Origin of the sequence: Pedobacter psychrotolerans (assembly GCF_004340665.1) — a bacterium.
GTDB lineage: Bacteria > Bacteroidota > Bacteroidia > Sphingobacteriales > Sphingobacteriaceae > Pedobacter > Pedobacter psychrotolerans.
Map to the genome: position 1 here is coordinate 256,279 of NZ_SLWO01000007.1, position 25,528 is coordinate 281,806.

The 25,528-nt window shown below is 37.9% G+C and carries 24 protein-coding genes and 1 tRNA gene; 7 read left to right on the forward strand and 18 right to left on the reverse strand.

The genetic code is table 11. The annotated features are described in order from the left end of the window. On the reverse strand, positions 1-768 hold the full coding sequence (locus EV200_RS17945; protein WP_132535120.1) for an SDR family oxidoreductase: 768 nt from the start codon (positions 766-768) through the stop codon (positions 1-3). A gap of 29 nt (positions 769-797) precedes the next feature. After that, the gene (locus EV200_RS17950; protein WP_132535122.1) at positions 798-1,526 is read right to left on the reverse strand and encodes an SDR family oxidoreductase; all 729 of its coding nucleotides are present in this window, start codon (positions 1,524-1,526) and stop codon (positions 798-800) included. Between the two features lie 95 nt (positions 1,527-1,621). On the opposite strand from EV200_RS17950, the gene EV200_RS17955 reads away from it, so the two are divergent. Continuing rightward, the gene (locus EV200_RS17955) at positions 1,622-2,032 is read left to right on the forward strand and encodes a winged helix-turn-helix transcriptional regulator (RefSeq protein WP_132535124.1); all 411 of its coding nucleotides are present in this window, start codon (positions 1,622-1,624) and stop codon (positions 2,030-2,032) included. Positions 2,033-2,177: 145 nt separating this feature from the next. On the opposite strand, the gene EV200_RS17960 is transcribed toward EV200_RS17955, so the two are convergent. Together EV200_RS17960 and EV200_RS17965 are read right to left on the reverse strand one after the other, a co-directional pair. Next, a complete protein-coding gene (locus EV200_RS17960) occupies positions 2,178-2,501 on the reverse strand; it encodes a nuclear transport factor 2 family protein (protein WP_132535126.1) in 324 nt (107 codons plus the stop codon). Between the two features lie 23 nt (positions 2,502-2,524). Next, positions 2,525-3,316: an SDR family oxidoreductase gene (locus tag EV200_RS17965; RefSeq protein ID WP_132535128.1), complete on the reverse strand. Its 792-nt coding sequence runs from the start codon at positions 3,314-3,316 to the stop codon at positions 2,525-2,527. Between the two features lie 124 nt (positions 3,317-3,440). Between EV200_RS17965 and EV200_RS17970 the strand changes: the two genes are divergently transcribed. Then, positions 3,441-3,830 (forward strand): winged helix-turn-helix transcriptional regulator, encoded by a 390-nt coding sequence (locus EV200_RS17970; RefSeq protein WP_132535130.1) that lies wholly within the window; start codon positions 3,441-3,443, stop codon positions 3,828-3,830. A 468-nt stretch (positions 3,831-4,298) separates the two neighbouring features. On the opposite strand, the gene EV200_RS17975 is transcribed toward EV200_RS17970, so the two are convergent. The 4 genes from EV200_RS17975 to EV200_RS17990 form a co-directional block, all read right to left on the reverse strand. Further along, positions 4,299-5,135: a transporter gene (locus tag EV200_RS17975; protein WP_132535132.1), complete on the reverse strand. Its 837-nt coding sequence runs from the start codon at positions 5,133-5,135 to the stop codon at positions 4,299-4,301. 503 nt (positions 5,136-5,638) lie between these two features. Then, positions 5,639-6,802, reverse strand: coding sequence for an MFS transporter (locus EV200_RS17980; protein WP_132535134.1), 1,164 nt, complete (start codon positions 6,800-6,802; stop codon positions 5,639-5,641). 2 nt (positions 6,803-6,804) lie between these two features. After that, the gene (locus EV200_RS17985; RefSeq protein WP_165877967.1) at positions 6,805-7,407 is read right to left on the reverse strand and encodes an alpha/beta hydrolase; all 603 of its coding nucleotides are present in this window, start codon (positions 7,405-7,407) and stop codon (positions 6,805-6,807) included. Continuing rightward, on the reverse strand, positions 7,344-7,712 hold the full coding sequence (locus EV200_RS17990) for a hypothetical protein (RefSeq protein ID WP_132535138.1): 369 nt from the start codon (positions 7,710-7,712) through the stop codon (positions 7,344-7,346). The genes EV200_RS17985 and EV200_RS17990 overlap by 64 nt, the downstream gene beginning before the upstream one ends. A 107-nt stretch (positions 7,713-7,819) precedes the next feature. On the opposite strand from EV200_RS17990, the gene EV200_RS17995 reads away from it, so the two are divergent. Further along, positions 7,820-8,194, forward strand: coding sequence for a winged helix-turn-helix transcriptional regulator (locus tag EV200_RS17995; RefSeq protein ID WP_132535140.1), 375 nt, complete (start codon positions 7,820-7,822; stop codon positions 8,192-8,194). A 327-nt stretch (positions 8,195-8,521) separates the two neighbouring features. Here the strand turns inward: EV200_RS17995 and EV200_RS18000 are convergent, their stop codons facing one another. From EV200_RS18000 to EV200_RS18015, 5 genes are all read right to left on the reverse strand, one after another. Next, positions 8,522-8,872 carry a hypothetical protein gene (locus EV200_RS18000; RefSeq protein WP_132535142.1) on the reverse strand — a complete coding sequence of 117 codons (351 nt, stop codon included), beginning with the start codon at positions 8,870-8,872 and terminating at the stop codon, positions 8,522-8,524. 143 nt (positions 8,873-9,015) lie between these two features. Further along, a complete protein-coding gene (locus EV200_RS22245) occupies positions 9,016-9,189 on the reverse strand; it encodes a phage baseplate assembly protein V (RefSeq protein ID WP_373287835.1) in 174 nt (57 codons plus the stop codon). Between the two features lie 70 nt (positions 9,190-9,259). Then, on the reverse strand, positions 9,260-10,525 hold the full coding sequence (locus EV200_RS18005) for an RHS repeat domain-containing protein (protein WP_132535144.1): 1,266 nt from the start codon (positions 10,523-10,525) through the stop codon (positions 9,260-9,262). 143 nt (positions 10,526-10,668) lie between these two features. Continuing rightward, positions 10,669-11,115, reverse strand: a complete 447-nt coding sequence (locus EV200_RS18010; RefSeq protein ID WP_132535146.1) for a hypothetical protein — start codon at positions 11,113-11,115, stop codon at positions 10,669-10,671. A gap of 949 nt (positions 11,116-12,064) precedes the next feature. Further along, positions 12,065-12,138, reverse strand: a tRNA-His gene (locus EV200_RS18015). 176 nt (positions 12,139-12,314) lie between these two features. Between EV200_RS18015 and rnhA the strand changes: the two genes are divergently transcribed. Next, positions 12,315-12,782, forward strand: a complete 468-nt coding sequence (gene rnhA, locus EV200_RS18020) for a ribonuclease HI (RefSeq protein WP_029284927.1) — start codon at positions 12,315-12,317, stop codon at positions 12,780-12,782. Positions 12,783-12,919: 137 nt separating this feature from the next. Here the strand turns inward: rnhA and fbp are convergent, their stop codons facing one another. The 4 genes from fbp to gloA2 all read right to left on the reverse strand — a co-directional run bounded on the left by fbp (position 12,920) and on the right by gloA2 (position 15,808). Beyond that, complete coding sequence (gene fbp, locus EV200_RS18025; protein ID WP_132535148.1) at positions 12,920-13,987, reverse strand: class 1 fructose-bisphosphatase; 1,068 nt, start codon at positions 13,985-13,987, stop codon at positions 12,920-12,922. Between the two features lie 19 nt (positions 13,988-14,006). Beyond that, positions 14,007-14,498 (reverse strand): metallophosphoesterase family protein, encoded by a 492-nt coding sequence (locus EV200_RS18030; RefSeq protein WP_132535150.1) that lies wholly within the window; start codon positions 14,496-14,498, stop codon positions 14,007-14,009. 157 nt (positions 14,499-14,655) lie between these two features. Continuing rightward, positions 14,656-15,357 carry a tRNA1(Val) (adenine(37)-N6)-methyltransferase gene (locus tag EV200_RS18035; protein WP_132535152.1) on the reverse strand — a complete coding sequence of 234 codons (702 nt, stop codon included), beginning with the start codon at positions 15,355-15,357 and terminating at the stop codon, positions 14,656-14,658. A gap of 58 nt (positions 15,358-15,415) precedes the next feature. Then, positions 15,416-15,808 carry an SMU1112c/YaeR family gloxylase I-like metalloprotein gene (gloA2, locus tag EV200_RS18040; protein ID WP_132535154.1) on the reverse strand — a complete coding sequence of 131 codons (393 nt, stop codon included), beginning with the start codon at positions 15,806-15,808 and terminating at the stop codon, positions 15,416-15,418. A 545-nt stretch (positions 15,809-16,353) separates the two neighbouring features. Here gloA2 and purL point away from each other — a divergent pair. Further along, positions 16,354-20,022, forward strand: a complete 3,669-nt coding sequence (gene purL / locus EV200_RS18045) for a phosphoribosylformylglycinamidine synthase (RefSeq protein WP_132535156.1) — start codon at positions 16,354-16,356, stop codon at positions 20,020-20,022. 641 nt (positions 20,023-20,663) lie between these two features. Here the strand turns inward: purL and EV200_RS18050 are convergent. Continuing rightward, the gene (locus EV200_RS18050) at positions 20,664-21,506 is read right to left on the reverse strand and encodes an energy transducer TonB (protein ID WP_132535158.1); all 843 of its coding nucleotides are present in this window, start codon (positions 21,504-21,506) and stop codon (positions 20,664-20,666) included. 202 nt (positions 21,507-21,708) lie between these two features. Between EV200_RS18050 and EV200_RS18055 the strand changes: the two genes are divergently transcribed. Both EV200_RS18055 and EV200_RS18060 read left to right on the forward strand, forming a co-directional pair. Continuing rightward, positions 21,709-23,883, forward strand: a complete 2,175-nt coding sequence (locus EV200_RS18055) for a glutamine synthetase III family protein (protein WP_132535160.1) — start codon at positions 21,709-21,711, stop codon at positions 23,881-23,883. A 395-nt stretch (positions 23,884-24,278) separates the two neighbouring features. Next, on the forward strand, positions 24,279-25,460 hold the full coding sequence (locus tag EV200_RS18060) for an AIR synthase related protein (protein ID WP_132535162.1): 1,182 nt from the start codon (positions 24,279-24,281) through the stop codon (positions 25,458-25,460). Positions 25,461-25,528: the final 68 nt, after the last annotated feature.

Genomic DNA, 25,528 nt, shown 5'->3' on the forward strand with positions numbered 1-25,528 from the left:
TTAATTTTTTAAGAGATGATGATCTTTTTTTGGATTGAGTATATTAAAGGCCGTTTTAGGTAAAAACCTATTCACCAGATTAAACAATTTTGCGTCGCCAATGCGGATGGTATAATCGTTTTTTGATAAACCGTTGATCAAGCCTTTCACCATTTCCATAGGGGATATTTTTTTGTCCTTTCTTTCTGCCGTCATTTCCGTCGCAACAAGCGGAGGGATCAATTCAAAGATTTTCACTTTACTCCCAATGATCTTTAAATGTTCACGAAGTGATACCGTATAAAAAGCCAGTGCTGTTTTTGATGAAGAATAGGTAGCTTCAATTAAGGAAGGAGCCTGACTCAGAATTGAGGTCGTATTAATAATTGCAGCTTCTTCTCTGGACTTGAGCATATCAAGAAAAAGATTATTTAGCCTCACCACGCCCAGATAATTAACCTTCATTTCGTATGCAGCACCTTCAATATGTTTTTCATTCGCAATACCAAGATTTGATGGTGAAACCAGCACCGCAGCATTGTTGTACAAAATGTCAATACCACCCAATTCATTCACTTTATGATAGAGTGATTTAGCATCTGCTTCATTCCCCGCATCGCTTTGTATGGCGATTATAGCTGGATATAATTGTTTAGCAGTATCTAGTTTTACCTGATTCCTTCCTGTAATAATTACTTTTGCACCAATAGCTAAAAATTGTCTGGCAGCTTCCAGCCCTATTCCTGATGCCCCACCTGTGATCAGGATCGTTTTCCCCTTTAAGTTCATAATTTTCGAATTTTATATCTCAGTAAGAATTAATGACTCATCCCCTCTATCAAAGGATTGATCAAAGCGTGTATTTTTTTACTGTCCCCTACCGGAACTTCGAATTGATTTTTTTCCATCGCTGCAAACAACTCATCGGCTACCTCAGATGGAGAAATACCATTGGCACCACCAATCGGTTCAGAAAATTCAGTGTTAACCAAAGGAGGATAAAGCTCATACACATTAAGTTGCGCAGTTTCAGAAAATGTATCTCTAAGGCCTTGTGTATAATGGTGCAACGCCGCCTTACTTGCTGAATAAGTAGGCAAGTATTGGTTCGATCTAAAAACAGCTATTGAAGAAACATTCACAATTGCTGCATCATCCTGTTGCAAAAGCAATGGTAAAGTTAGGGCCGTAAAATCTATGATACTGATGTAGTTGGTATTAATTTCCTGATAGGCTTTTTCAGCAGCATGATTGTTCTGGTCACTCAAATCATTCATAAAGGCAGCACCAGCATTGTTTATAATGATGTTTAAATCAGGATGATTGTTTTTTAATTCTTCTGCAATGCGGACCCGATCTGCCTGTATAGACAAATCTCCTTGTATCGCCACTGCATTGTTTAATTCTTTCAAAGCACTTTGAAGACGTTCCTCACTTCGACCATTGATGATGATCTTGTTACCTGCTGCATTAAATTTTTTAGCGATAGCTAAACCAATTCCAGCACTTCCTCCGCTAATAAAAAGGGTATTTCCTGTTGTTTTCATGGTATTGATGATATATTTATGTAAATTTGCTTGCGTTTTGCAAGTGCAAATATATAAACAACTTTCAATTTGCAAGTGATTTTATTTAATATTTTATGATAGAGACAAAAAAGAGGTCTGAATGCCCTATTAGCTGCTCATTGGATATCTGGGGAGACAAATGGTCATTGCTGATCATTAGAGATTTAATGCGTGCTAAACAATGCACTTATGGAGATTTCCTAAAATCTGAAGAAAAAATTGCGACAAATATCCTGGCTGCTAGATTACAGATGTTGGAAACCAATGGGATAATTACCAAACAAGATCATCCTGAAAGCAAGGCAAAAGTATTATACAAGCTCACTCAAAAAGGTATTGACCTGCTTCCAATAATGGTGGAGATAAATTTATGGGCTGATAAATATTTCACCCTACCTCCAGAAAGAAAAGAAATGATTGATGAAGTGAAAAAAGACAAGGAAGCATTTATAAAAGAGAAAATTAAGGAGTTAAGTCTTTCTTAATTTAATATTTAAAAAAGCTCCAATTATCATATTATTATCTATCCAAAAGAAGGAAAAAACCGACTGAGATTTACCTCGAAGTCGGTTTTGAAGATCTCCCAATCAGATTTTGCTCAACAGGCAATAACCGATGATTTCGTAATGATCAGTTCGTTATTTTTAAAGACTGGATCAGGCCATCGGCAAATTTGAACTGGAAGCTGAACAGTATCGGACTGCCCTCAAATGTTCCAGAAATCATGGCGCTGAGCTTACCCATATCGTCGTAGCCTGAATATTCAATGGGCTCCATAACCGTATGGTATTTTTCATTTGTCTCTTCCTTCCATGTTTTGATCTGGTTTCTTCCCTGATGGTTCTTGCCCTCATCGAAAACAACGGCATCTGGCGTAAAACAGGCTACATAAGCATCGATTTCATAGTCATTTTCAGCCTTAACAAAGGCAGAAATAAGGTCTGGTAAATTCATTGTTTTAGTTTTTATGTTATAAATTAAATAGTTGGTATCGTTCCCCCATCAATAACATACTCCGTTCCCGTTAAATAGCCAGCCCTTGGAGAAACCAAAAACCCCACAAATTCCGCAACCTCCTCTGGTTTAGCTGGCCTGCCGAAAGGTATACCGCCTAAGGCATCCATCACACTTTGGGTGGCCTGTTCAACAGTACTGTTAGAACTTTCAGCAATTCTTTCCATCATCCGTATTGCAGAATTGGTCATGATCCATCCCGGTGAAACCGTTAGCACACGGACACCTTTTGATGAAACCTCGTTGGAAAGACCTTTACTGTAATTAATCAATCCTGCTTTTGCCGCCGCATAAGGCAAGGTAGAATCGTACAAAGGCAGTTTGCCCTGTATACTGGCGATGTGGATGATGACCCCATTTCCGCGCTTAATCATTTGTGGCAGAAAGCCTCTGTCCAAACGGACGGGTGCCAATAAGTTTGCATTAATGGTAGTTTCCCACTGCTCATCAGTCAATACTGCAAATCCACCACCAACGGTTTCTGAACTACCTAGATTATTGATCAGAATATCCAGCCTTCCAAATTTCTGTAAAACCTCCTCAACCACTTTTTGTGTTCCGGTCGGCGTACTCAGATCGGCAGCAATAAAATGCAGGTGATCGTTCTGTTCCTCCGGTCTGTTCCTTGCACTAATGGCAACCGTTGCTCCTGCGCTAAGCAAGCGTTCTGCTATAGCCTTGCCAGCTCCTTTGGTACCGCCAGTCACTAATACTATTTTGCCAGACAGCTCATTATCGAAATTAAAATCTTTCATAGATCATTTATTTACAACAAATTTCAGACATACAGGCAGTCCCTGCAAGTACGGAAGAACGAATCAGATAGGGATAAATTTATCCCCTATTTGCCATTTTGTTCCATAGCCTTACATTTGTACTATGTACGAAAGGAAAATACCAATGAGCCTCAACTGCGGACTAGATCTGGTTGGCGAGGTACTTTACGGTAAATGGAAAATCCGTCTGTTATGGTTTATTAACGAAGGATTTAAGCGCCCTAGCGAATTACAGCGAAAAATTCCGGAAGCTTCAAGAAGGATTCTGAATGTGCAGTTAAATGAACTGGAAGCGCACGAACTGATTACCAAAGTAATTTATCCTGTACTGCCACCAAAAGTTGAGTACAGCCTGACCGAATTTGGCAAAACCTTGATCCCGGTTATTGGTGCCTTAGGCAAATGGGGTGATGATAACGAACAACACCTTAGGCAGGTGATCAGTAAAAGAATAAAATTAATATCTAATATAGATAACGCTAACAAACCTTAAACACAGTGGTTTTGCGTTCATAAATGTAGGTTCGAAGTTTAAAAAAATACTGAACACAAAACAATTGTCGCTGTTTTCTGGTGTGTGTAAGGTTTGTAAAAGGCCCCTAGCTGGATTGACAAAGCGCTTTGGGTAATTGGTGTTCCAAAATGCGCAGCATTCTTGAACACCGCTAAAAACAATATTAACTGTGAAAAATTACCATGTTTCCGCGGCAAAGAGCGGACAAAAAAATCTTTACAAATTAATCGTGTCCACATGATAGTCTTTCAGAGGGGTGGTCGCAGATCGGGGTGTTAAAATCAATAATAATCGAATTCAAAGTTAATAGAGTTGGGAAGTGATTCCCCTATTTTTCATCATCAGGCGTGAGGATACTATATCCTAACCAACAGAAATTATCAATTCGTGATGAAATTGATAGAATTTAAAAGCTTACACAAAGAGCCTACTTTTTGTGTTGCTGATCTAAAGCCTGAAAGACAGGCCAAGAAAATAACTCTTCATGGCATCATGCTGGAGCCCATAGTTTAATCCACCATCCAGCTTAACGTCCTTTGCAAGTTCGACCTGCAAGGCGGCATTTAAAAAATTACCCCAATGGTGATGCGAGAGATCATATCTATAATAAGTCTCTGCAATTCCGGTAACGTGATCCATAAGGCTATGTCCGATTGTAAAAGACTGAAGAATTTCCGTATGCAATCCTGCACCTTCAGTATCCTGCAACCTGTCCACCTCCATCTGCATGCCCACATTCCATTCGCTGGGAAGTTTCAGAGACATGGGTATGATCAGCCCACCTTCGTAGCGGTTCTCTTCTTCCACATGCGAAGTCGGAAATTTAATATAAGGTATTACTGCTATAGCAAAATTCCCCTTATCATTTCCTAAGAAATTCTGCTTAATGCGCAGGGTAAGGTCTCCAAATCCATGAGAACGTTCTATCGTTCCATCTTCTACTGACTTTTCCCTTTGGTATACGAAGCTTTGAACAACAAGCTGAATAGCTGTTGAACGGGTAAGTCCCAATTTCAGGTTAGCCTGATTAAAAAGATAAGTATTGGTCTGAGCATTTTCTCCCGGTTCTCTTTCGAGCCTAAAAAGATCACTTTCATACTGAAAATGGCCGGCATCCAAGGTGATGGGAGATTCCGTAACATCAGGTCTTTCGGTTTCCATCTCCCTGAGTTCAGCTTTTGGCACCGGGCGAAATAGATTATAGGATATGCTTTTCTTCTCCTGAGCCCAGAGTTTTAAAGTTAAAAAAAGCATGAAGCACGTTAGAAAGTATATTTTTTTCATTCAGTTATATTTTAGCCCTAGAACAAAAAAAATAGATCAATGTTTCTAACCATAGGCAAATATTGAGCAATAGTAAGCTTTTGCACTACAGCAAAATTAACTATGCGATGAAGAAATAACATAACGCTTTATAATTACCCCCGATAAAAGTGATTGATTGTTAGAGAATTAAATAAGAGATAGAGGGATGCTTGTGATACAGCATTTAAAGAGTAAAAACCGGAAAATAAACCATCTTTTTTAACCTCTGGTTGGTGTTATCAACAGCCAGACAACTCTATAAATAAAAAAGGTTCAAATCTTTCGAAATGAACCTTTAAATTCGGTCAATAATGGTGAGCAATTCGAACCAATTTGTTGATGAATTGATTGGAAAGGCGGTTTCACGAAAATTTCAAAGTCATGATCTCTAACTATGTGAGAAGAATCCAGCAACTACAATTAATTACCTAACAAGGCACGAATTTAATTTTACTGGCGAGTTATTAGAGCGTAGAAAACTTTTATATAGTTTTGGAACGCAAAACTCTTCCTTTTTCCAAATAACTCCTTAAGGCAATCATCATAAAAGCCAGAGCACCAAATACAAGGCCAATCCAGGGATTGTAAACAACCCCTTTAGATACAATCATCCACCCTCCAAGAGTTGTTCCTATGGTCACTCCAAAATTACCAAACGAAGTGGCCAAACTATTCGCAAATTCCAGCGAATTAGGGGCAGCGGAAATCATGTATGTAGATGCATTCAGAAAACTTGGAGAATACAGGAAGCCCCAGATTGCGACCACAATCAAAGTCGCAGTAGTATTTCCTCCCGAGAAATGCAATAATATAGGAACCAGTATAGTTCCTGAAAGAAAAAAGGCAGTAGTTCCGGTGATGTTTCTATTCAGCATTTTACCTGAAATCCAGGTAGACAAAACCCCCATAATTCCAAATATCAGCAGCATCAGGCTCACCCGCTTATCATCCATCCCCTTCGACTTGTTCAGGTATTCGGCAAAATAGCTGTACGTTGAAAACCAAGCTATGATCATGAACAAATTCATTGCGATACTAACGATAAATGTCGGTTTACCAAGTATCCTCACCTGGCTACCAAAAGACTTCTTTTCTTTTACAGGCATGTCTGGCAGTATGAAATAAATTCCTGCGAAGGCGATAACACTTACTATAGTCTGTACAAAAAAAGAATATTCCCATGACCACAGGCTTGCCAGGTAGGTAGCAAAGGGAACCGTAGTAACCATCGCAATAGCAACACCACTAAAAACAATACTCATGAGGCCGTTTTCATTTTTTTTATCTGCGCCTGAAACTGCTACCGACAATGCCGTTGCGATATAAACTGGCTGGAGAAATGCAGGCAAGATTCTCACCAGCATCAATAGCCAAAAAGGTGGAGAAAACGATGACACCAATCCAGTTAGCACAAAAATAGAAATAGCTGTCAGCATGATTTTTTTACGATCGAAACCAGATGCCAGTAAGGTCATGAAAGGTCCGGTCAAGGCAATAATTAATGCAAACGCACTTAAAAGATACCCAGCAATATCAATACTTATTTTGTAGTAATCAGCGATTTGTGGTAAAATACCAATCACACCGAATTCAGTGGTGATTACCCCAATAAAACCAAGGCAACCGATGTAAGCATACTTTTTCATCTCTATACGCTGTGTTGAGTGTAAAACCTAACCATATCATCCATTAAGGCAGCGCTCTGATCGATCACTCCACCCATTTGAAAAAACCCATGTATCATGCCATCATAAGTTAATTCAGTAATACTTACACCATTTTGCTTTAGCTTCTCCCCGTACATAATACCTTCATCCCTTAGCGGATCATATTCGGCAGTAGCAATAAAAGTCGGAGGCAATCCGCGAAAACTAGTCTGCAACAAAGGGACGGCATCAGGATTGAAACAATCATCCGCATTTGACAAATACCACCGCCATGCCTGAGCCCCGCTTTTTGCATCAAGCAGTGGTCCATCTTTGAACATTTCCCAGGAACCTGTTTCAAGTGAGCAGTCCGTTACCGGATAGATCAATAACTGGCAATTGATCTTTGTTGCAAACTTACCAGTCAATGTAGCAACCAAAGCCCCGCCTGCACTATCTCCGGCGAGTGAGACTTTGTTAGGGTTAACATTGATCGCTGCCGCATTTTCAAACAACCACTCCAGTGCAATGATTCCATCGTTTAAACCGGCAGGAAAGGGATGCTCGGGAGCCAGCCTGTAATCAACAGCAATAATAACGGCCAAGGACAGATTTGACAGCCTGCGCAGTGGGGTGTCTCCAGATCTCCGGAATTAAACCACCCTCCATGAAAATAAACAATTACAGGTAGATTATCCTGTCCGGAAGGACGGTAAACCCTAAGCCTGATCTGGTCAGCTTCTCCCTGAATTATGATATCCTCAACCTTAAAAACAGCTTCTTTTTCTCCTGCCAAGGGAATAAACTTTTCATAAAACGCTCTTCCTTTTTCCCAGAGATTTATGTTGTCGTTTACTTCTATGGAACCGATGTAGGTCAGTGCTTGCTGCACCTGCGATGATAACTGCATATATATGTATTTCGTAAAAATTTAAAATTGAAGTGCAAATGTATAGGGCACTTGTTACTTTTGCTCGCAACACAGTCAATTGTTCGGTGCTAACAAATTTGTAAGTAATGGGAAAAAGGAAAGAAAGTTCAACCAACATGGTCAATGAAAAATGCATTACCGAAGGCTGTGACCTCACTTATGCGGTTTGTAAAATGGGCGGCCGATGGAAACTGCTTATTCTATGTAAGCTTGAGCACGGCAAGCTAAGGTTTGGAGAAATCAAAAAATTGATCCCCAATATCAGTGAACGCATGCTGACCCTCCAACTTCGGGAACTTGAAAAAGATGGGTTGGTGAAACGGACAGTTTATGCAGAAGTTCCTCCAAGAGTTGATTATGAGCTTAGTACCATGTCCAAGGAGCTAATCCCTATCTGGTTACAATTAAGCAATTGGGGAGCTAAACATCGGCAAAACCAAGAATACCAGATTTCGGCCTGAACAAGTTTCTGAATGTTCCAACCAGCAATGCGTAAGTGGAGATAACCATTTCTGATTAACCTAAGCTTTGAAAATGGCGATAGATTACCTGACAAAACAAGAAATGAACATCAAAAAAATCCATGCTACACCAGCACCTGGATTTACCGAAAAATCAGTTCCTATGGTACTACAGGTAAGCCTATCTAAAAGGCAATATTCTAAATATATAAGTTGGTTTGAATAGTAGCAACAATAGAAATAATCAATTGGTATCAGTAAAAAATTAAGCATCAGTTTCAGCAGTCATCGCAAATTTTATTGCAAAATTATCGTATCAAGAAGGCTTTATAAATATGCCGCTTTAAATGCCTTTACTATTGAAGTCCGTATATTTTGCCAGTCCTTTTCTGATAGCTTAACCACAACCATTGTGTCGTCACTACGAAGTGCCATTGAAATTGTTTCATCATTTACTTTGTCGGCACCCCAATAAAAAGTATAGGTAAATTCATTTATATAAAATTTAACCATTCCGTTATTACCCGGGTCAATACCAACAAAGTCCGTCTCTAACTCTACATTTACACATGTCATCATTACACAGGGAAATGACGCTTCACTAAGAGGGCTATGTTTCAATACTGAGAGCCTCAATTCCTCTTCTTGTTCCTCAGAAAGCTTAAATTCTTCGAACATTGAATGTGAAGTTATGCTCGCTAAAGCAAAGACTCTAAAAAAGCTTGAATTTCGAAAAGTCGATTCCTTTACAGAGAACAATGTTTACTCCAGGGTTGGGAGTTAGTTGCTCAAAATTATCTTCGGGTTGCAAATAAGACTTCCTAATAGAATGTGTTATTTGCATACCTTTCCAATTGTCCAAGGATGCGGTTGTCCGCGCCGCCACCAAGACCAACGCCACCGTGGAACATGCCGCCCATGACGAATGGCCTGTCCGGATGGTTGTGCACAAAGCCCAACATCACCTGATCGCCAACTTCAGGGATTTTCAGAATTTTAAAGAAATGTTTTTTTTAACTCCAAAAAAGAATTGGAATATCTTGATTAATTGGTTTTCTTACTGTACTAATAGGAATAAGTTTCAGATTCATCTGAATTATTGCTGATAATTTCTTTTTTTACTATTTGTCCTAAATTATTATAAGCATAATTAATTTTTTCTTGCAAGTAAATTTGTTCCTCTTCAACATATTTATTTCCGTTACTGAAATGATTTATAACCTTTTTTGTTGACTTGGTAAGATTCTTTCCTGAATATTGATATGAAAAGTTAGTTATTGAAGTAAAGAAATTTTTATTTTTTTTATATTCTTCCCACGCATATTCAGTTTGTTCTTTTTCATTCAAATCCTGCCATTGCTGATTTACAAGTTTGGTAGAATTATTGAAATGAGCTTCTTTCTTAATTTCTTTGACTAATTTATTTTCTTCATCATACTCAAGCAAATTTTCTTTAAAATCATTAATTACTGTTGTTTTTGCAGTTTCTTCCTCTTTTTTATAAATTGTCTCATAAATTAATTCTTTTACTAGTAAGCTTTTCTCATTGTAATTATATTGAAAACTTTTTTTCCCATCTTCAGATTGTCTTTTAACTAATTGATTTTTGGAATCATATTCGTAATTTAATATATATCTTTCATCTCGGATGATATTGCCATTTGGAGCTATTTCTTTTTGCCATACACTTTCTTTTACAATTTGGTCTTTATCATTGTAGGTATAAGTTCTTTTTGATTTTAATTCAGAATAATTTTTTTCCTGCTCAACAAGTCTTGCTTTTTCATCATACTTATTCTCCATCAATGTTTTATCAATGATCTTATCTTCAATAATTTTCAGGAGTTGACCATATTTATTATATTCATACGAATATTTACTTTTTCCGTTTGGAAGATTTTTTTCAATACTTCTCATTAACCCCAAATCATTAAATTCTATGAATGTAAAAAAGTCTCCTCCTGCTGTTCCACTTTGATTGATTGAATATTTATAAAAAGTTGAATATTTTTTTGGTAAAAAATATTTGGTATTACTAATCATTATTAAATCATTTGTATTAAATAATAAAGGATCTCTTACATCAAAAGTGTATGATTTCAGATTAGTTTCCATATAAACTATATGTCGGTTTGTTGGAGCATAAAGTAACACAACATCTCCATTTTTTACATATGCTTGTTTTTTATTTGGATACAGTTCTGAGGTATTAAACTTATCAACCGATTTATTATTTTCCTGCATATTTTGACTATTTGAATGGCAATTTATTGCTAAAATGGTTAGTATTAATATCTGAGATATTATCGATGTTTTATTTTTTAGCTTCATTTTTTTTATATTTATCTATTGATTTCATATCATCTGTATCTTTATGTATTCTTTCCCATTGCCATTTCCAAAAAGTAATTAATCTATCCCCATAAATATAGTCCCTCAATATTTTCAGAGTCGCTACAATTAACGCAACCTGTTCAGCCCATTTCCCAACTGATGCCACCTACCTTTTCAACTACTTCTATTTTTTCCTCCACTAACGTTACAAACTCAACCTCCACCCCATCCTGCAAATGCCAGGCATGAGAAATCTGGCAGCCATAATAGCGTTTGTCGTCATTTGGTATTCCCTCGCTCAAGTAAGAAATACCCAAAGCAATGATCAGTGCTCTGGCACCTTTTTGCGTTGTTTTTAGCATTAATTTTGCCCTTGGGAAATCTGTAAGATTTAGCGGAATTTCCATATCATTAACTTTAATCAATTCACAATGTTCTCCATCCAGTTCGAAATTAAAAACCATAACCTGTAATACCGCACAACTGGCCTTAGGTATAACCCGGACAAACTGCTCAAGCTTAGTTTTAGAAAATTCCAGTTCGAGTATCCCATCAGACTGAATTTTAGTGCCCAGTGGTTGGAACAATAGCTTACTTAAAGGCGCAACAACATTGAACTCAAAGCTCCGAAGCAGGCCAAGGTTCCCATCAATGAGCTTTTTATTTCCAGCGTGCGCTTTGTGGATGCTTTAAAAATCTCCATCACCTTTTTATTAAGGCGATTGACCAGATCCCCATCCGCATATCATTTAACGAGGGGCGAAAAGGCCGCTCTGATATAAGCTGCCGTGCGACTGGCCGCTCCAAAATCTCGACCGCTTTTCTTGCTGTTCTTAGAAAGCTGATAAGACGTCACTTGCTGTCGCACAACTTTTGTTTTTCCCCGATTGTAAAAAACAAGGTCGCCCAGTTTACCAGGAAAACTGATCATTCCATTTAATGTTGCCATAATAATTGAGTATATTAGCGTAAGCAAGGGAATGATCAATTAAATATAGCATTTTTCCTGCTTATCCAAAAAAAATAGATTTCTTTACCCCGCCTCCATTCCACATTAACCCCACCTTTAACCCACCTTTGATCCACCTATACTTAGCCTTTGCTTCGTATATGATAGCATATTGTTTGATGTGCTACTTTATATTTTGGCAACAAATGAAGATGCTGCTAGAATCCTGTGCAATACTATCCTTTGGCCAAAGGCTAAACAAATACGAACAAAAAATGAATAAGACTTAAATCTTGCTCAATCAGATCTTTAAAAAATGATGCAGCAATTTGAAAGGAGATGGATTTTAAAATCATAATCATCAGTTTGATTTCTGAATTCCAGCGATCATATTTCCAATTCAGGCTTGAGTGTTCGGCCCATAAATTAATGAATCCTGAATAAGTCGTTTATTTTTTAGAAGATTGAAATAAATTGGAGTCCGATGTCGAACACAATCAATTGATGAAATAACCGAATAATGTATTTTAAGAGCAAACTGTCAAAAAAAAAGGTCTCAACGTATGTCAAGACCTTTCAAAATTCTGGGTGGCTGATGGGGCTCGAACCCACGACCCTCGGCACCACAAACCAATACTCTAACCAACTGAGCTACAACCACCGTATTTTTTAGTGTCACAAAAGTACGATTTTTACTAATCTCTGCAAATATTTTTATCAAAGAATTAATAACTAACTTTTAATTGCTTAAAATTCAATTATTTGAAATGAAAATAATTTTTCACATCCACATAAAACAACCAGTTTTAAACCTAAAAACATAACTTTACCCTGTTTATGATTGAGATTTATACAGACGGAGCAGCCAGTGGAAACCCCGGACCAGGTGGCTGGGGAACTATTTTAAGAGCAGGACAACACTATAAAGAATTAAGTGGCGGGTTCAGAATGACCACCAATAACCGCATGGAATTATTGGCCGTAATTAAAGGTCTGGAAGCACTGAAAAGTTTAAATCAGGAAGTAACGGTTTACTCCGATTCAAAATATGTAGTAGATGCAGTAGAAAAGAAATGGCTTTTCGGTTGGGTAACTAAAAACTTTAAGGATAAAAAAAACAAGGACCTCTGGATCCGCTTCCTCGAATTATACAAACTGCATAAGGTGAAATTCATTTGGATTAAAGGCCACAATGATCACCCTGAAAATGAGCGCTGCGACAGACTAGCGGTATTTGCTTCACAAGACAAACAAAACCTGGCAATAGACACATTTTTTGAGGCAGAGCGAAAAAAAATGCTTTAAGTAAATAGAAAGCTCGTTTAAGTGAAATTTACCCAGGTAATGATTTTGTGGCTGCCGATGGATTTATTCAATCAGACAGCCACAACTTTAGTTCGTCTATTTTTTGAAAATAATGGGAAATGATTAAAACCTTGATGTTAGTCTATACCGCCTATTACACCCATTCCTTCCAATTTAGCTTCCACCCGATCAGATCTGGAAATACCATTTAACATCATTTCTTCTGCCTTTTCCACCATCCGGATAGAACCGATAAAAATAGGAACGCGTTGATGAACCTCTGTAGGCTGAATTTCCAAAATCCGTTCAAAACCGGTACTTGCTTTGCCCCCAGCCTGCTCAATAATAAAGGCCATAGGATTACATTCATAAAGCAATCTCAGCTTGCCTTCAGGTGAGCGGGCTGTAGTAGGGTAGATATATATTCCGCCATTGATCAAACTTCTATGAATATCTCCAACCATAGAGCCGATGTAACGTGAAGTATAAGGTCTGTTAGAAGCCTCATCTTCCACCTGGCAATACTTAATATATTGCTTAACACCCTCAGGAAAATGAACGTAGTTTCCTTCATTGATGGAATAAGTAGCACCCGTTTCCGGGATTTTCATTTCCGGGTGAGAAAGACAGAATTCACCAATGGAAGGATCGAGCGTAAAACCATTCACACCCTTTCCAGTGGTGTAAACCAACATGGTAGAAGAGCCATAAATGATATATCCTGCCGCCACCTGTTCCGTACCCTTCTGCAACACATCTTTAATACTGGCCTTTCCTTCTAAAGATTTACGCCGGTAAATTGAAAAAACCGTACCCACTGCAACATTAACATCCGTATTGGAAGAACCATCCATTGGATCAATACAAACTATATATTTAGCATTCTGCGAAACAGGCGAATCAATATGAATAATCTCTTCCTCCTCTTCAGTGGCAATGATACAACATTCGCCACCACTGGTTAGGGCCGCTATAAATTGTTGATCGGCGTATACATCAAGTTTTTTTTGTTTCTCACCTTGTATATTGATCGTACCTACATGGCCAATCATATCAACCAAACCAGCTTTGTTGATTTCCCTGTTTACAATTTTTGCAGCAATTGCAATATCCCGCAACAACCTCGAAAGTTCTCCTTTTGCATAGGGAAAATCTGCTTGTTTTTCAATAATAAATTGCCCTAATGTGACTACCCCAAAACCCATACTTAGTGTATATTTTACATTATCTACCTGATAACTCTATAACTTCTAAGGTATGAATATTTTCTTCAGAAATGCAAAATCTAATCAGTGTTCTCACTTTGTGCCAGCCCTGTTTTCCCGCCGCACCAGGGTTTATATGCAGACATTTTATTTTTTCATCGAACATCACTTTTAAAATATGAGAGTGTCCGGTGATAAATAATTTCGGCGGGTTAGTGTAAATTTCTGGTTTAACATAAGCAGAATATTTACCCGGGTAACCACCAATATGTGTCATCCAAACATCAACCAGTTCGCAGCTAAATCGATTTTTCTCCGGGAACTCAGAACGAATTGCAGCATCATCAATATTTCCAAATACGCCTCGCAAAGGTTTAAATGCAGCTAATGGAGCAGCTACATCAGGTCCAAAATCTCCGGCATGCCAAATTTCATCAACCTGATCAAAGTGCTTAAAAACCGCATCATCCAGGTAACCATGCGTATCAGAAATTAATCCTATTTTTCTCATATTGTGAATTTAATTGTGCTGGCCATACACCAAATTTTTGAAGCCAATTTACAGTGATCGTGTTTGCACACCAAAAAAATTGATGCAATTTTACATCATCATCTGCACGGAAAACGGCAGGTTATTAATGCATCATTTGATCACCAATTTAAACCAACTAAAATGCCAGAAAAAAATCTTTTAATAAGTATTTATATGATGAACTATGCATTTTCAGCGATTCATAAATATAGAAATCACTTTCCACACACAACGCTTGATTTTTTGCCAAACAAATAATTTGCCTGAAAGTCGGTTTTTGAAGATCAGAATGAAGATTAACTTTTTCAACAAGATGAAGTGAATAGGTAGCAGCAATTTTAACTACCTCATCAGCTTGTTTCACTGGTAGAATTATCCAGAGTTTACCATTCTGTGCCAATAAATCGTTTGCCTTACGAATAAGCATCTCGAAAAATGATTGATCAGCATGCCGGGCGATGCCTTTTCTTTCTTCATCGTTTCTGAGGTCATTTACAAAAAAAGGCGGATTAGATACAATCAAATCAAATTTTGGAATGCTATGAAATTCCTGAATCCCCAGATGATGAACTTTCAACCGACTATTAAAAACGGATAACTGAAAATTCCTTCCCGCAGTTTGCGCAGCTTGCAGATCAATTTCTACCGCCTCAACTTCAGCTTCAGGGAAACGCTGCGCAAGCATGAGCGCGATCACACCCGTCCCCGTTCCAATATCCAGGATATGTTGAGGCCCTTCATGATTGGCCATTGCAGCAATCAACACCCCATCGGTATTAATCTTCATGGCGCAACCCGTTTGGTCAACTTCAAACTGCTTAAATTTAAAAATACTCATAACAACCAATTCAACACCTCAAACACCTAACCAACTTACCGCCTGCCCAACTAACCTCCTAAACCTCTAACCCCTCATACAATTCCAGAGGCAAACCATCCGGATCATTAAAAAAAGTAAATCTTTTACCCGTAAACTCATCAACACGAATGGGTTCTGTGATAATTCCTGCATCACTTAACCTGTCAATTTCCTGTTCAATATCATCTACCTCAAAAGCAAGATGCCTTAAACCTTGGGCTTCAGGCCTAGATGGCCTGGCGGGTGAATTTTCGAAGGAAAATAGTTCAATCTGATACAACCCATTCACAGCTAAATCCAATTTGTACGATTTACGTTCTTCACGATAAACCTCAGCCAATATGGTAAAGCCCAGCTTATTGACATAGAAATTTTTTGATCTTTCATAATCAGAACAGATAATGGCAATGTGATGAATCCGGTTGAACATATATAATGAGTGGATTTTTAATGAATAAATTTGAAGGACAAAGTTGCAGAAAAATTATGAAGACAAAAGAATTCTTCAACTAGGCTAGTAAAGTGGAGAAAAGTTACCAAGCCCCTATCCGAAGGAGAAAAAGCGCCTGTCGACACCTTTCCCCGGGAGGGAAAGGGCGAAAGAAAAAAGCATTCTTCACAACTAGCTATCCAATATAGTTGGCTTTGTATGAAATGAAGTCAGTAGACTAAAACGCAGGGATTCTTCTCTGCGCTCTGAATGACAGCAAGGTGGGAAGATAAAGCGTTTTGGTTAGTGAACCAACAAACCAAAGGCTTGGAGCTTGGTTACCTTTTTACTATTCTCCTTATCAACTTTCCCTTCCCTATTAATCTCTATCACAATCCGACCATCATTTAATCATCCATTCACTCTTTCCTTCTATGATTAACTCTCCACAATCTCGTCATTATTTCCACATTCTCCCATTCTATTATGCAATCATTCACGCATTAAATCTAAAAAACCTAAATTTGCACTTTCAAAAAAAAAGCATGATTCATTTCTTCCTTAGTCAATCGCAGGCGGTTTTTGTATTACAAACAGACAAAACGCTTACTACCAATGATATTACTAAACTTGAATGGTTATTTGGCGGTGCCAAAATATCAGCAGAAACAGCTCTAAAAGGCTTTTTCGTCGGACCAAGGGCAGCCATGATTACGCCATGGAGCACAAATGCGGTAGAGATTACCCAGAACATGGACATGCAAGGCATCATCAGAATCGAAGAATTTAAAGCAGTAGCTGAAGATTTCTCTGATTACGACCCTATGCTCGCTCAAAAATACGACAAGCTTGATCAAGGCATTTACACCATTGATATTAAGCCGGAGCCCATTTTAGAAATCACTGATATTGCAGCCTACAACAAACAAGAAGGCTTATCATTAAGTGATGAAGAAGTAGAATACCTGAATACTTTAGCCACCAATTTGGGAAGACCTTTAACAGATTCAGAAGTTTTTGGTTTCTCGCAAGTAAATTCTGAACATTGCCGTCATAAAATATTCAACGGAAAATTTGTAATCGATGGAGTGGAACAACCATCCTCACTGTTTAAATTAATCAGGAAAACATCAGAAGCAAATCCAAATGATATTGTTTCCGCCTATAAAGATAATGTTGCTTTTATTAAAGGCCCAACGGTACAACAATTCGCACCAAAAAGAGCCGATATTCCAGATTATTACGCTACCAGCGATTTCGACTCAGTCATCTCCTTAAAAGCAGAAACCCATAACTTCCCAACTACTGTTGAACCTTTTAATGGTGCAGCAACGGGTTCGGGTGGCGAAATCAGAGATCGTTTAGCTGGCGGACAAGGTTCTTTACCTTTAGCAGGAACCGCGGTTTACATGACAGCACTTTCCAGGTTGGAAGAAAACCGCCCATGGGAAAAAGGTGTGGAAGAAAGAGCATGGCTATACCAAACCCCAATGGATATTCTGATCAAAGCATCAAACGGCGCAACAGATTTTGGAAATAAATTCGGCCAGCCACTCATCACGGGGTCAGTGTTAACTTTTGAACATGAAGAAGATTCCCGCAAATTAGGTTTCGATAAAGTAATCATGCTTGCAGGTGGTATTGGCTACGGAAAAGCCAGTCAGGCACAAAAATTAAAACCACAAGAAGGCGATAACATCGTTATTCTGGGCGGTGAAAACTATAGAATCGGAATGGGTGGTGCAGCAGTTTCATCTGCTGATACCGGTCAACACGGATCAGGCATTGAACTAAATGCCATTCAAAGATCTAATCCCGAAATGCAAAAGCGTGCTGCCAATGCAGTTCGTGGCATGGTAGAAAGTGAACACAATTCAATCATCTCTATTCACGATCATGGTGCAGGTGGACACTTAAACTGTTTATCAGAACTGGTAGAAGAAACAGGTGGATTAATCAACTTAGATAAATTACCTGTTGGCGATCCTACCCTATCAGCTAAAGAAATTATCGGAAACGAATCTCAGGAAAGAATGGGATTAGTAATTGGTAACGAACACATTGAAACTTTACAGAAAATTGCTGATCGCGAACGCTCCCCTATGTATACGGTAGGTAAAGTAACCGGTGATCATCGTTTTACTTTCAAATCTGAAACGACAGGCATTAAGCCAATGGACCTGGAACTGAAAGACATGTTCGGCAGTTCGCCAAAAATCGTGATGGATGACCAAACCATTAATCGCCAATACGAAGCACTTGCTTACGATCAAAAAGAACTTCATACTTATTTAGAGCAGGTTTTACAGTTAGAAGCTGTTGCATCAAAAGATTGGTTAACCAATAAAGTTGACCGTTGTGTAGGTGGCCGCGTAGCGAAACAACAAACTACTGGCCCATTGCAGTTGCCACTGAACAACTGTGGGGTGATGGCTTTAGATTTTCAAGGTAAAGAAGGGATTGCAACCTCAGTTGGCCATGCCCCGATTTCCGCACTGATTGACCCGGCTGCAGGAAGCAGAAATGCGATTGCAGAATCCTTATCTAATATAGTTTGGGCACCTTTAAAAGAAGGCTTGAAAAGTGTTTCACTTTCAGCAAACTGGATGTGGGCCTGTAAAAATGAAGGAGAAGATGCCCGTTTATATGAAGCAGTAAAGGCTTGTTCTGATTTTGCCATCGATTTAGGAATCAACATCCCGACAGGAAAAGATTCGCTTTCGATGAAACAGAAATATAAAGACGGTGATGTAATTGCACCAGGAACAGTGATTATTTCTGCTGGTGCGAATTGTAATGACATTACACAGGTGGTAGAACCCGTACTTCAAAAAGATGGAGGATCCATTTATTACATCAACCTTTCTAATGACACTTATAAATTAGGAGGATCTTCTTTTGCGCAGATCCTAAGTAAGATTGGAACAGAGACACCAGACATTAAAGATGCAGGTCAATTCTCGAAAGCATTCAACACTATTCAGCAATTAATTAAAGAAGATAAAATTCAGGCCGGACACGATATTGGTAGCGGTGGTTTAATTACTACGTTATTGGAAATGTGTTTCGCCGATCGCGATTTAGGCGCTTCAATTGATCTTTCCTCTTTAGGTGAACAAGACATTATTAAATTATTATTTGCTGAAAATATCGCTTTGGTTTTCCAGGCATATGCCTCAGTAGAAAATACACTAACCAGTGCAGGTGTTAATTTCCATAAAATTGGAAGAGTGACATCATCAGCTACTCTTGAGGTTAAGAATGAAACAAATAGTTTCAACTTTGAAATCAACCACTTACGTGATGTATGGTTTAAAACTTCATACCTACTAGACGCCAAGCAAACGGGTAATGGTTTAGCGAAAAAACGTTACGACAATTATAAAAATCAGGCCTTAAAATATAATTTCCCATCTCAGTTTGATGGAAAGAAACCTGTAATTGATGCTACGAAACCCCGTCCGAAAGCAGCGATTATCCGTGAAAAAGGAAGTAACTCTGAGCGTGAACTTGCTAACGCGATGTACTTAGCAGGTTTTGATGTGAAAGATGTTCACATGACGGATTTAATCACAGGCCGCGAAACACTGGAAGACATCCAGTTTATTGGTGCTGTTGGAGGTTTCTCTAACTCTGATGTTTTAGGATCAGCCAAAGGTTGGGCTGGCGCATTTTTATATAATGAAAAAGCCAGGGTAGCTTTAGAAAAATTCTTTGCCCGCCCTGATACTTTATCCGTTGGTATTTGTAATGGCTGTCAATTATTTATAGAGCTTGGCCTGATTAACAAAAGCCACGATGAGAAACCAAAAATGCTGCACAACAAAAGCGGTAAGCACGAAAGTATTTTCACTTCATTAACCTTACAAGAAAATCATTCAGTGATGCTTTCTACCTTAGCAGGTAGTACTTTAGGCGTTTGGGTATCACATGGAGAAGGAAGATTCTCATTACCTTATGCGGAAGATCAATATAAAATCGTAGCCAAATATGCATACGAAGGTTATCCTGCAAGTCCGAATGGTTCTGATTACAACACTGCGATGATGTGTGATGAAACTGGCCGTCATTTAGTCATGATGCCACACATTGAACGTTCATTATTCCAGTGGCATTGGGCAAACTATCCTGCTGGCAGAAAAGATGAAGTATCACCATGGATGGAAGCTTTTGTAAACGCCAGAAAATGGATTGAAGAAAAAGTTGAAGGTTAATGGTTCCTAAACTTTAATAGATTGAAATTACATGAAAAAGGCTTGAGCAAACACTCAAGCCTTTTCACTTTTCATCCAACCTTACAATTATAATTTATTTTTGAACATTACTTCGTAAATCCGTCATACTGAATTTATTTCAGCATCTTTTATAAAAAACTCCTCAATTTAAGATCCTGAATCAAGTTCAGGAAGACGGGATATACGCCAAAGTCGTCATCTCGACTGTAGCACCTGCCTTTTTCAGGCAGTGCGAAATGGAGAGATCTTTTCAAATGCGTTTCTTCTCATTATTCATTTGCAAAAAGCAAAGTTCAAAGATTTTTCCACTGCGGTCGAAATGACGAACCCTAAGTAATTGATAGTTTCTAGCCACCATAATAACTAAACCCCTAACCAACTCTCCACCTTTCTCCTAAAAACCAATTGTCGTCATCTCGACTGTAGCACTTGCCTCCTTCAGGCAGTGCGAAATGGAGAGATCTTTTCAAATGGATTTCTTCTGATTATTCATTTGCCAAAAGCGAAGTTCAAGATTTCTCCACTGCAGTCGAAATGACGAACCTTCAATAACTGATAGTTTCTAGCCGCCTTACTAACTAAACCCCTAAACATCTAACCAACTCCTCACCTAACCACCTCTACATCAAATTAAAATTAATCGGCATATTGTACCTAACCCTTACCGGAATTCCCTTGTTTTTCCCAGGTTTCCAGAGTGGAGATTTTTTAATCACCTTCATAGCTTCCTCATCGCATCCATAACCAATCCCCTTTAATACTTTAACATCGGTTATTGAACCATCCTTTTCAACCACGAAACTGATAAATACCTTACCTTGAACCCCATCATCTTGTGCTTGTGAAGGATAACGCAGATTACGTTCCATGTATTTAGCAAAAGCTTTCATACCACCTGTAAATTCAGGATATTCATCCACGCCGTCTGTACCAACAATAGCATTTGAGTCGCCGCCAGATGTATCTTCTTTAGTCAAACCATCACCATTGCCCGTAACCACAGCTTTATTAAGTACTAAATTTGGCTTAATATCTCCATCTTGAGTAACATTGCTAACAACAGCATTCTTAATTTCGTCTATAGTAGGCGGATCTTTGATTTCCGGTCTATCAACCACCACAATATTCGATGTCATGTTCACTGTTTTCACTTTAACAGGTTCAGCTTTTGCAGGCTCAACCTTTTTCTCCGGTTCAACTTTTTTTTCCATCGTATGAATCACATTAGTCAAATCCACTACTGTAGGAGGAATTGTCTTTTCGATAACTGTCGGAAACATTTTACTATAAACCAGTGGAGCAAAGCCAGCTAAAAGAAATAATCCACTGACTATAAATAGCGATCTGGTCATAATTTTAGAAGATTTAGACCTTAATTCATAGGCGCCATAGTTTTTGTTGCGGTTAGCAAATACAAGATCGAGCCACTCGGTTTTGTACACATTGATTGAAGAATTGAACATAGCTTTTAAGTTTTAAGCATGATGTAACAAAATCATCGATTCCATAAAACAGTTAAAAAATCTCCATTCTTTACCAAAAATGAAATTTTTGATCTCTAAAACATTTTTTTATTTCATTTTCAATAAAATTGATATATTTCTTACGATTGTTTTATAAAAATTAATTAAATATCCTATTTTTGACAAAAAACATAACAAATTAATGAAAAGCTTAAGAACCATCGCATTAAAAGAGGCTCAAAACAGAATTTCACCAGAAGTTAAATCACCATCTTCAAAAATTTCTGATTTTTTTGGCGCTAATGTATTTGATAAGAAAAAAATGAGAGATTTCTTATCTAAGGACGTGTATGAAAAACTGATCTCATCTATCAACCAAGGTGAACTCATTAATTCTGATGATGCTAACCAGATTGCTACGGCTATGAAAGCTTGGGCAATGAGTGCAGGTGCAACACATTACACGCACTGGTTTCAACCATTAACAGGTACAACAGCAGAAAAGCATGATTCATTTTTTGAGCCAAGCGGCGACGGTGCTATCGAAAAATTCGCAGGTAGCGCATTGGTTCAGCAAGAGCCAGATGCATCAAGTTTCCCTAACGGCGGTATCCGTAATACTTTCGAAGCGCGTGGTTATACTGCGTGGGATCCTTCCTCTCCAGCCTTCATTATGGAAAGCAAAGCCGGTAAAACACTTTGTATTCCAACTGTTTTTGTATCCTACACTGGTGAAGCACTAGATTATAAAGCACCGTTATTAAAAGCATTAGCAGCACTTGATAAAGCAGCAGTTGATGTTTGCCAATACTTCGATAAAAGCATCACTAAAGTGAATGCATCTTTAGGTATCGAACAAGAATATTTCTTAGTGGATGAGTCGTTATTTAACGCCCGTCCAGATTTATTATTAACAGGTCGTGCCTTATTCGGACACATGTCTGCCAAAGGTCAGCAGTTAGAAGATCACTATTTCGGATCAATTCCTGAACGCGTTTTCACCTACATGGTTGATTTCGAAAATGAAGCCTTAAAATTAGGTATTCCATTAAAAACCCGTCACAATGAAGTAGCACCATCTCAATTCGAATGTGCACCTATTTATGAAGAAATCAACTTAGCGATTGACCACAATCAATTGTTAATGGATTTGATGGAAAAAGTTGCCCGCCGCCACCATTTCCGTGTTTTATTACACGAAAAACCATATGCAGGAATCAACGGTTCAGGTAAACACAATAACTGGTCGTTAATTACAGATACTGGTAAAAACTTATTGGCACCAGGTAAAACGCCTAAAAATAACTTAATGTTCCTTGCCTTCTTTGTAAATACAATCAAAGCAGTTAGTGAACATGCAGATTTATTACGTGCAAGTATTGCATCAGTAAGTAACGATCACCGTTTAGGTGCTAACGAAGCGCCACCAGCAATTATTTCCATCTTCTTAGGTTCTCAATTGAACGATGTATTAGATGAGATTGAGCACTCACGCATCAGCAAAAAAATCAAAGAAGATAATGCACTTTGGTTAGGTATCCCTAAAATTCCACAAATATTATTGGATAACACCGACCGTAACCGTACCTCTCCTTTTGCCTTTACAGGAAATAAATTTGAGTTAAGAGCAGTAGGTTCTTCGGCTAACTCTTCAGCACCGATGACGATTTTAAATGCAATCATGGCTGAGCAGTTAACAAAATTCAAAGTTGAAGTAGATAAACTGATTAAGAAAGGTGATAAAAAAGATATCGCTTTATTAACAGTGATTAAAAAATACATCAAAGAATCTAAATCAATCCGTTTCGAAGGAAATGGTTATAGCCAGGAGTGGGAAGATGAAGCTGCAACACGCGGTTTATCTAACATCAAAACTACACCAAAAGCCCTTGATGCTTATTTAACAGAAAAATCTGCCGAATTATTTGCTACAACAGGAATTTACAGTGTTCGTGAGATTCATGCCCGTCATGAAATCATGTTAGAGAATTTCTACAAAAAATTACAGATTGAGGCACGTGTAATGGGCGAAGTGGCAAATACTGCTATTATTCCTGCTGCAATTGCCTACCAAAACTCATTAATTGAAAACGTAAAAGGATTGAAAGATTTAGGCATCGAAAGCAAATCTTCTCTTGAAATTGTAAAGAAATTATCCGAGCATTTAGATATCGTAAAAACAAATATCGATGCGATGTTAGAAGAACGTAAAGTAACCAACAAAATTGAAGATACGCGTGAAAAAGCAATTGCTTACGACGAGAAAGTTAAATCTTACTTCGATTTAATCCGTTATCATGCAGATAAATTGGAGCAAATTGTTGATGACAGCGTTTGGCCTCTACCAAAGTTCAGAGAATTGTTATTCATGAAATAAATCTAAATCGTAAGGTTAAAGGTATAGGGCGTAAGGTTAAAACTTTACGCCCTTTTTTTTGATCAGGATTTTAAAGATTTGAGGATTATAAGATCAAAGTGTAAAATTTCTTTCATCTCTTATATGAGAAAACATTACATATCTATCACTACAAATGAACTTAAATTTCTCAGGTGGTATGCACACAAAAAAGAATGATTAAACCATTCTCCTTTTAGCAATAGATTAAAACTTAAATGTTCTTACATTCCTTATATGGTAAAACATTACATATTTATCTCCCGAAACATCAAGTAAACTTAAATTTCTAAAGTGGTAGAACACAAGAAAGAATGATTAAACCATTCTCCTTTTAACTTTAGTGTTTCCCTTCAAAAGCTTATCTTTGCCGCAACATGAGTGATAACAGGTACAATCAGCGTGGCGTTTCTGCCTCAAAAGAAGATGTGCATAATGCCATCAAAAATATTGATAAAGGAATTTTCCCAAAAGCATTCTGCAAAATTATTCCGGATATTTTAGGTGGTGATGAGTTATTTTGTAATATCATGCATGCTGATGGCGCTGGTACAAAATCATCACTTGCCTATGTTTACTGGAAAGAGACAGGTGATATTTCAGTTTGGAAAGGTATTGCTCAAGATGCCATTATCATGAACATTGATGATTTAATTTGCGTTGGTGCTACCGATAATATCCTGCTCTCCTCAACAATAGGACGTAACAAAAATTTAATTCCTGGTGAAGTAATTGCTGCAGTAATCAATGGAACAGAAGAAATTCTCACTGATCTCCGCGAACAAGGAATTTCCATCTATTCAACAGGCGGTGAAACTGCTGATGTTGGTGACCTGGTAAGAACTATTATTGTAGATTCTACAGTGACCTGCCGGATGAAACGCGATGATGTTATCAGTAATGACAATATTAAATCTGGTGATGTTATTGTGGCCTTAGCTTCCTACGGACAAGCTACATATGAAACAGAATACAATGGCGGAATGGGTTCCAACGGACTCACCTCTGCACGTCATGATGTTTTTGATAAATCAGTTGCCAATAATTATCCAGAAAGCTTTGACTCAGCAGTACCGTTTGATTTGGTCTTCTCTGGTCAAAAGAAATTAACAGATGAAATCGAAATTGAAGGTTTTGGCAAAACAACTATTGGAAAGCTGGTACTATCCCCAACCCGTACTTATGCACCAGTAATTAAAAAAATATTAGCTAAACATCGCCAAGAAATCAATGGTATTGTACATTGCAGTGGTGGTGCACAAACCAAGGTATTACATTTTGTTAATGATGATATCCATGTCATTAAAGATAATCTTTTTCCTGTTCCTCCTTTGTTTTCATTAATCCAGGAACAATCAAGTACAGACTGGAAAGAAATGTATAAGGTTTTTAATATGGGCCACCGCATGGAGCTTTACGTACCACAGGAAATTGCTGAAAGCATTATTGAAATATCTAAAAGCTTCAATATAGATGCACAGATAATCGGTCGTGTAGAGAAAAGTGAGCAGAAACAAGTTACCATCAAAAGCGAAAAGGGAACTTTTATTTATAATTAAGATTATTACATTTAAATAAAAATAGGCTTTGGATAAAACCCAAAGCCTATTTTTATTTGAGAATAATT

What these genes read in the sequence shown, in the direction of transcription:
- EV200_RS17945 (WP_132535120.1), bottom strand. Translation starts at nt 768, where the DNA reads ATGAACTTAAAGGGGAAAACGATCCTGATCACAGGTGGGGCATCAGGA.
- EV200_RS17950 (WP_132535122.1), bottom strand. Translation starts at nt 1,526, where the DNA reads ATGAAAACAACAGGAAATACCCTTTTTATTAGCGGAGGAAGTGCTGGA.
- EV200_RS17955 (WP_132535124.1), top strand. Translation starts at nt 1,622, where the DNA reads ATGATAGAGACAAAAAAGAGGTCTGAATGCCCTATTAGCTGCTCATTG.
- EV200_RS17960 (WP_132535126.1), bottom strand. Translation starts at nt 2,501, where the DNA reads ATGAATTTACCAGACCTTATTTCTGCCTTTGTTAAGGCTGAAAATGAC.
- EV200_RS17965 (WP_132535128.1), bottom strand. Translation starts at nt 3,316, where the DNA reads ATGAAAGATTTTAATTTCGATAATGAGCTGTCTGGCAAAATAGTATTA.
- EV200_RS17970 (WP_132535130.1), top strand. Translation starts at nt 3,441, where the DNA reads ATGTACGAAAGGAAAATACCAATGAGCCTCAACTGCGGACTAGATCTG.
- EV200_RS17975 (WP_132535132.1), bottom strand. Translation starts at nt 5,135, where the DNA reads ATGAAAAAAATATACTTTCTAACGTGCTTCATGCTTTTTTTAACTTTA.
- EV200_RS17980 (WP_132535134.1), bottom strand. Translation starts at nt 6,802, where the DNA reads ATGAAAAAGTATGCTTACATCGGTTGCCTTGGTTTTATTGGGGTAATC.
- EV200_RS17990 (WP_132535138.1), bottom strand. Translation starts at nt 7,712, where the DNA reads ATGCAGTTATCATCGCAGGTGCAGCAAGCACTGACCTACATCGGTTCC.
- EV200_RS17995 (WP_132535140.1), top strand. Translation starts at nt 7,820, where the DNA reads ATGGGAAAAAGGAAAGAAAGTTCAACCAACATGGTCAATGAAAAATGC.
- EV200_RS18000 (WP_132535142.1), bottom strand. Translation starts at nt 8,872, where the DNA reads ATGTTCGAAGAATTTAAGCTTTCTGAGGAACAAGAAGAGGAATTGAGG.
- EV200_RS18005 (WP_132535144.1), bottom strand. Translation starts at nt 10,525, where the DNA reads ATGAAGCTAAAAAATAAAACATCGATAATATCTCAGATATTAATACTA.
- rnhA (WP_029284927.1), top strand. Translation starts at nt 12,315, where the DNA reads ATGATTGAGATTTATACAGACGGAGCAGCCAGTGGAAACCCCGGACCA.
- fbp (WP_132535148.1), bottom strand. Translation starts at nt 13,987, where the DNA reads ATGGGTTTTGGGGTAGTCACATTAGGGCAATTTATTATTGAAAAACAA.
- EV200_RS18030 (WP_132535150.1), bottom strand. Translation starts at nt 14,498, where the DNA reads ATGAGAAAAATAGGATTAATTTCTGATACGCATGGTTACCTGGATGAT.
- EV200_RS18035 (WP_132535152.1), bottom strand. Translation starts at nt 15,357, where the DNA reads ATGAGTATTTTTAAATTTAAGCAGTTTGAAGTTGACCAAACGGGTTGC.
- gloA2 (WP_132535154.1), bottom strand. Translation starts at nt 15,808, where the DNA reads ATGTTCAACCGGATTCATCACATTGCCATTATCTGTTCTGATTATGAA.
- purL (WP_132535156.1), top strand. Translation starts at nt 16,354, where the DNA reads ATGATTCATTTCTTCCTTAGTCAATCGCAGGCGGTTTTTGTATTACAA.
- EV200_RS18050 (WP_132535158.1), bottom strand. Translation starts at nt 21,506, where the DNA reads ATGTTCAATTCTTCAATCAATGTGTACAAAACCGAGTGGCTCGATCTT.
- EV200_RS18055 (WP_132535160.1), top strand. Translation starts at nt 21,709, where the DNA reads ATGAAAAGCTTAAGAACCATCGCATTAAAAGAGGCTCAAAACAGAATT.
- EV200_RS18060 (WP_132535162.1), top strand. Translation starts at nt 24,279, where the DNA reads ATGAGTGATAACAGGTACAATCAGCGTGGCGTTTCTGCCTCAAAAGAA.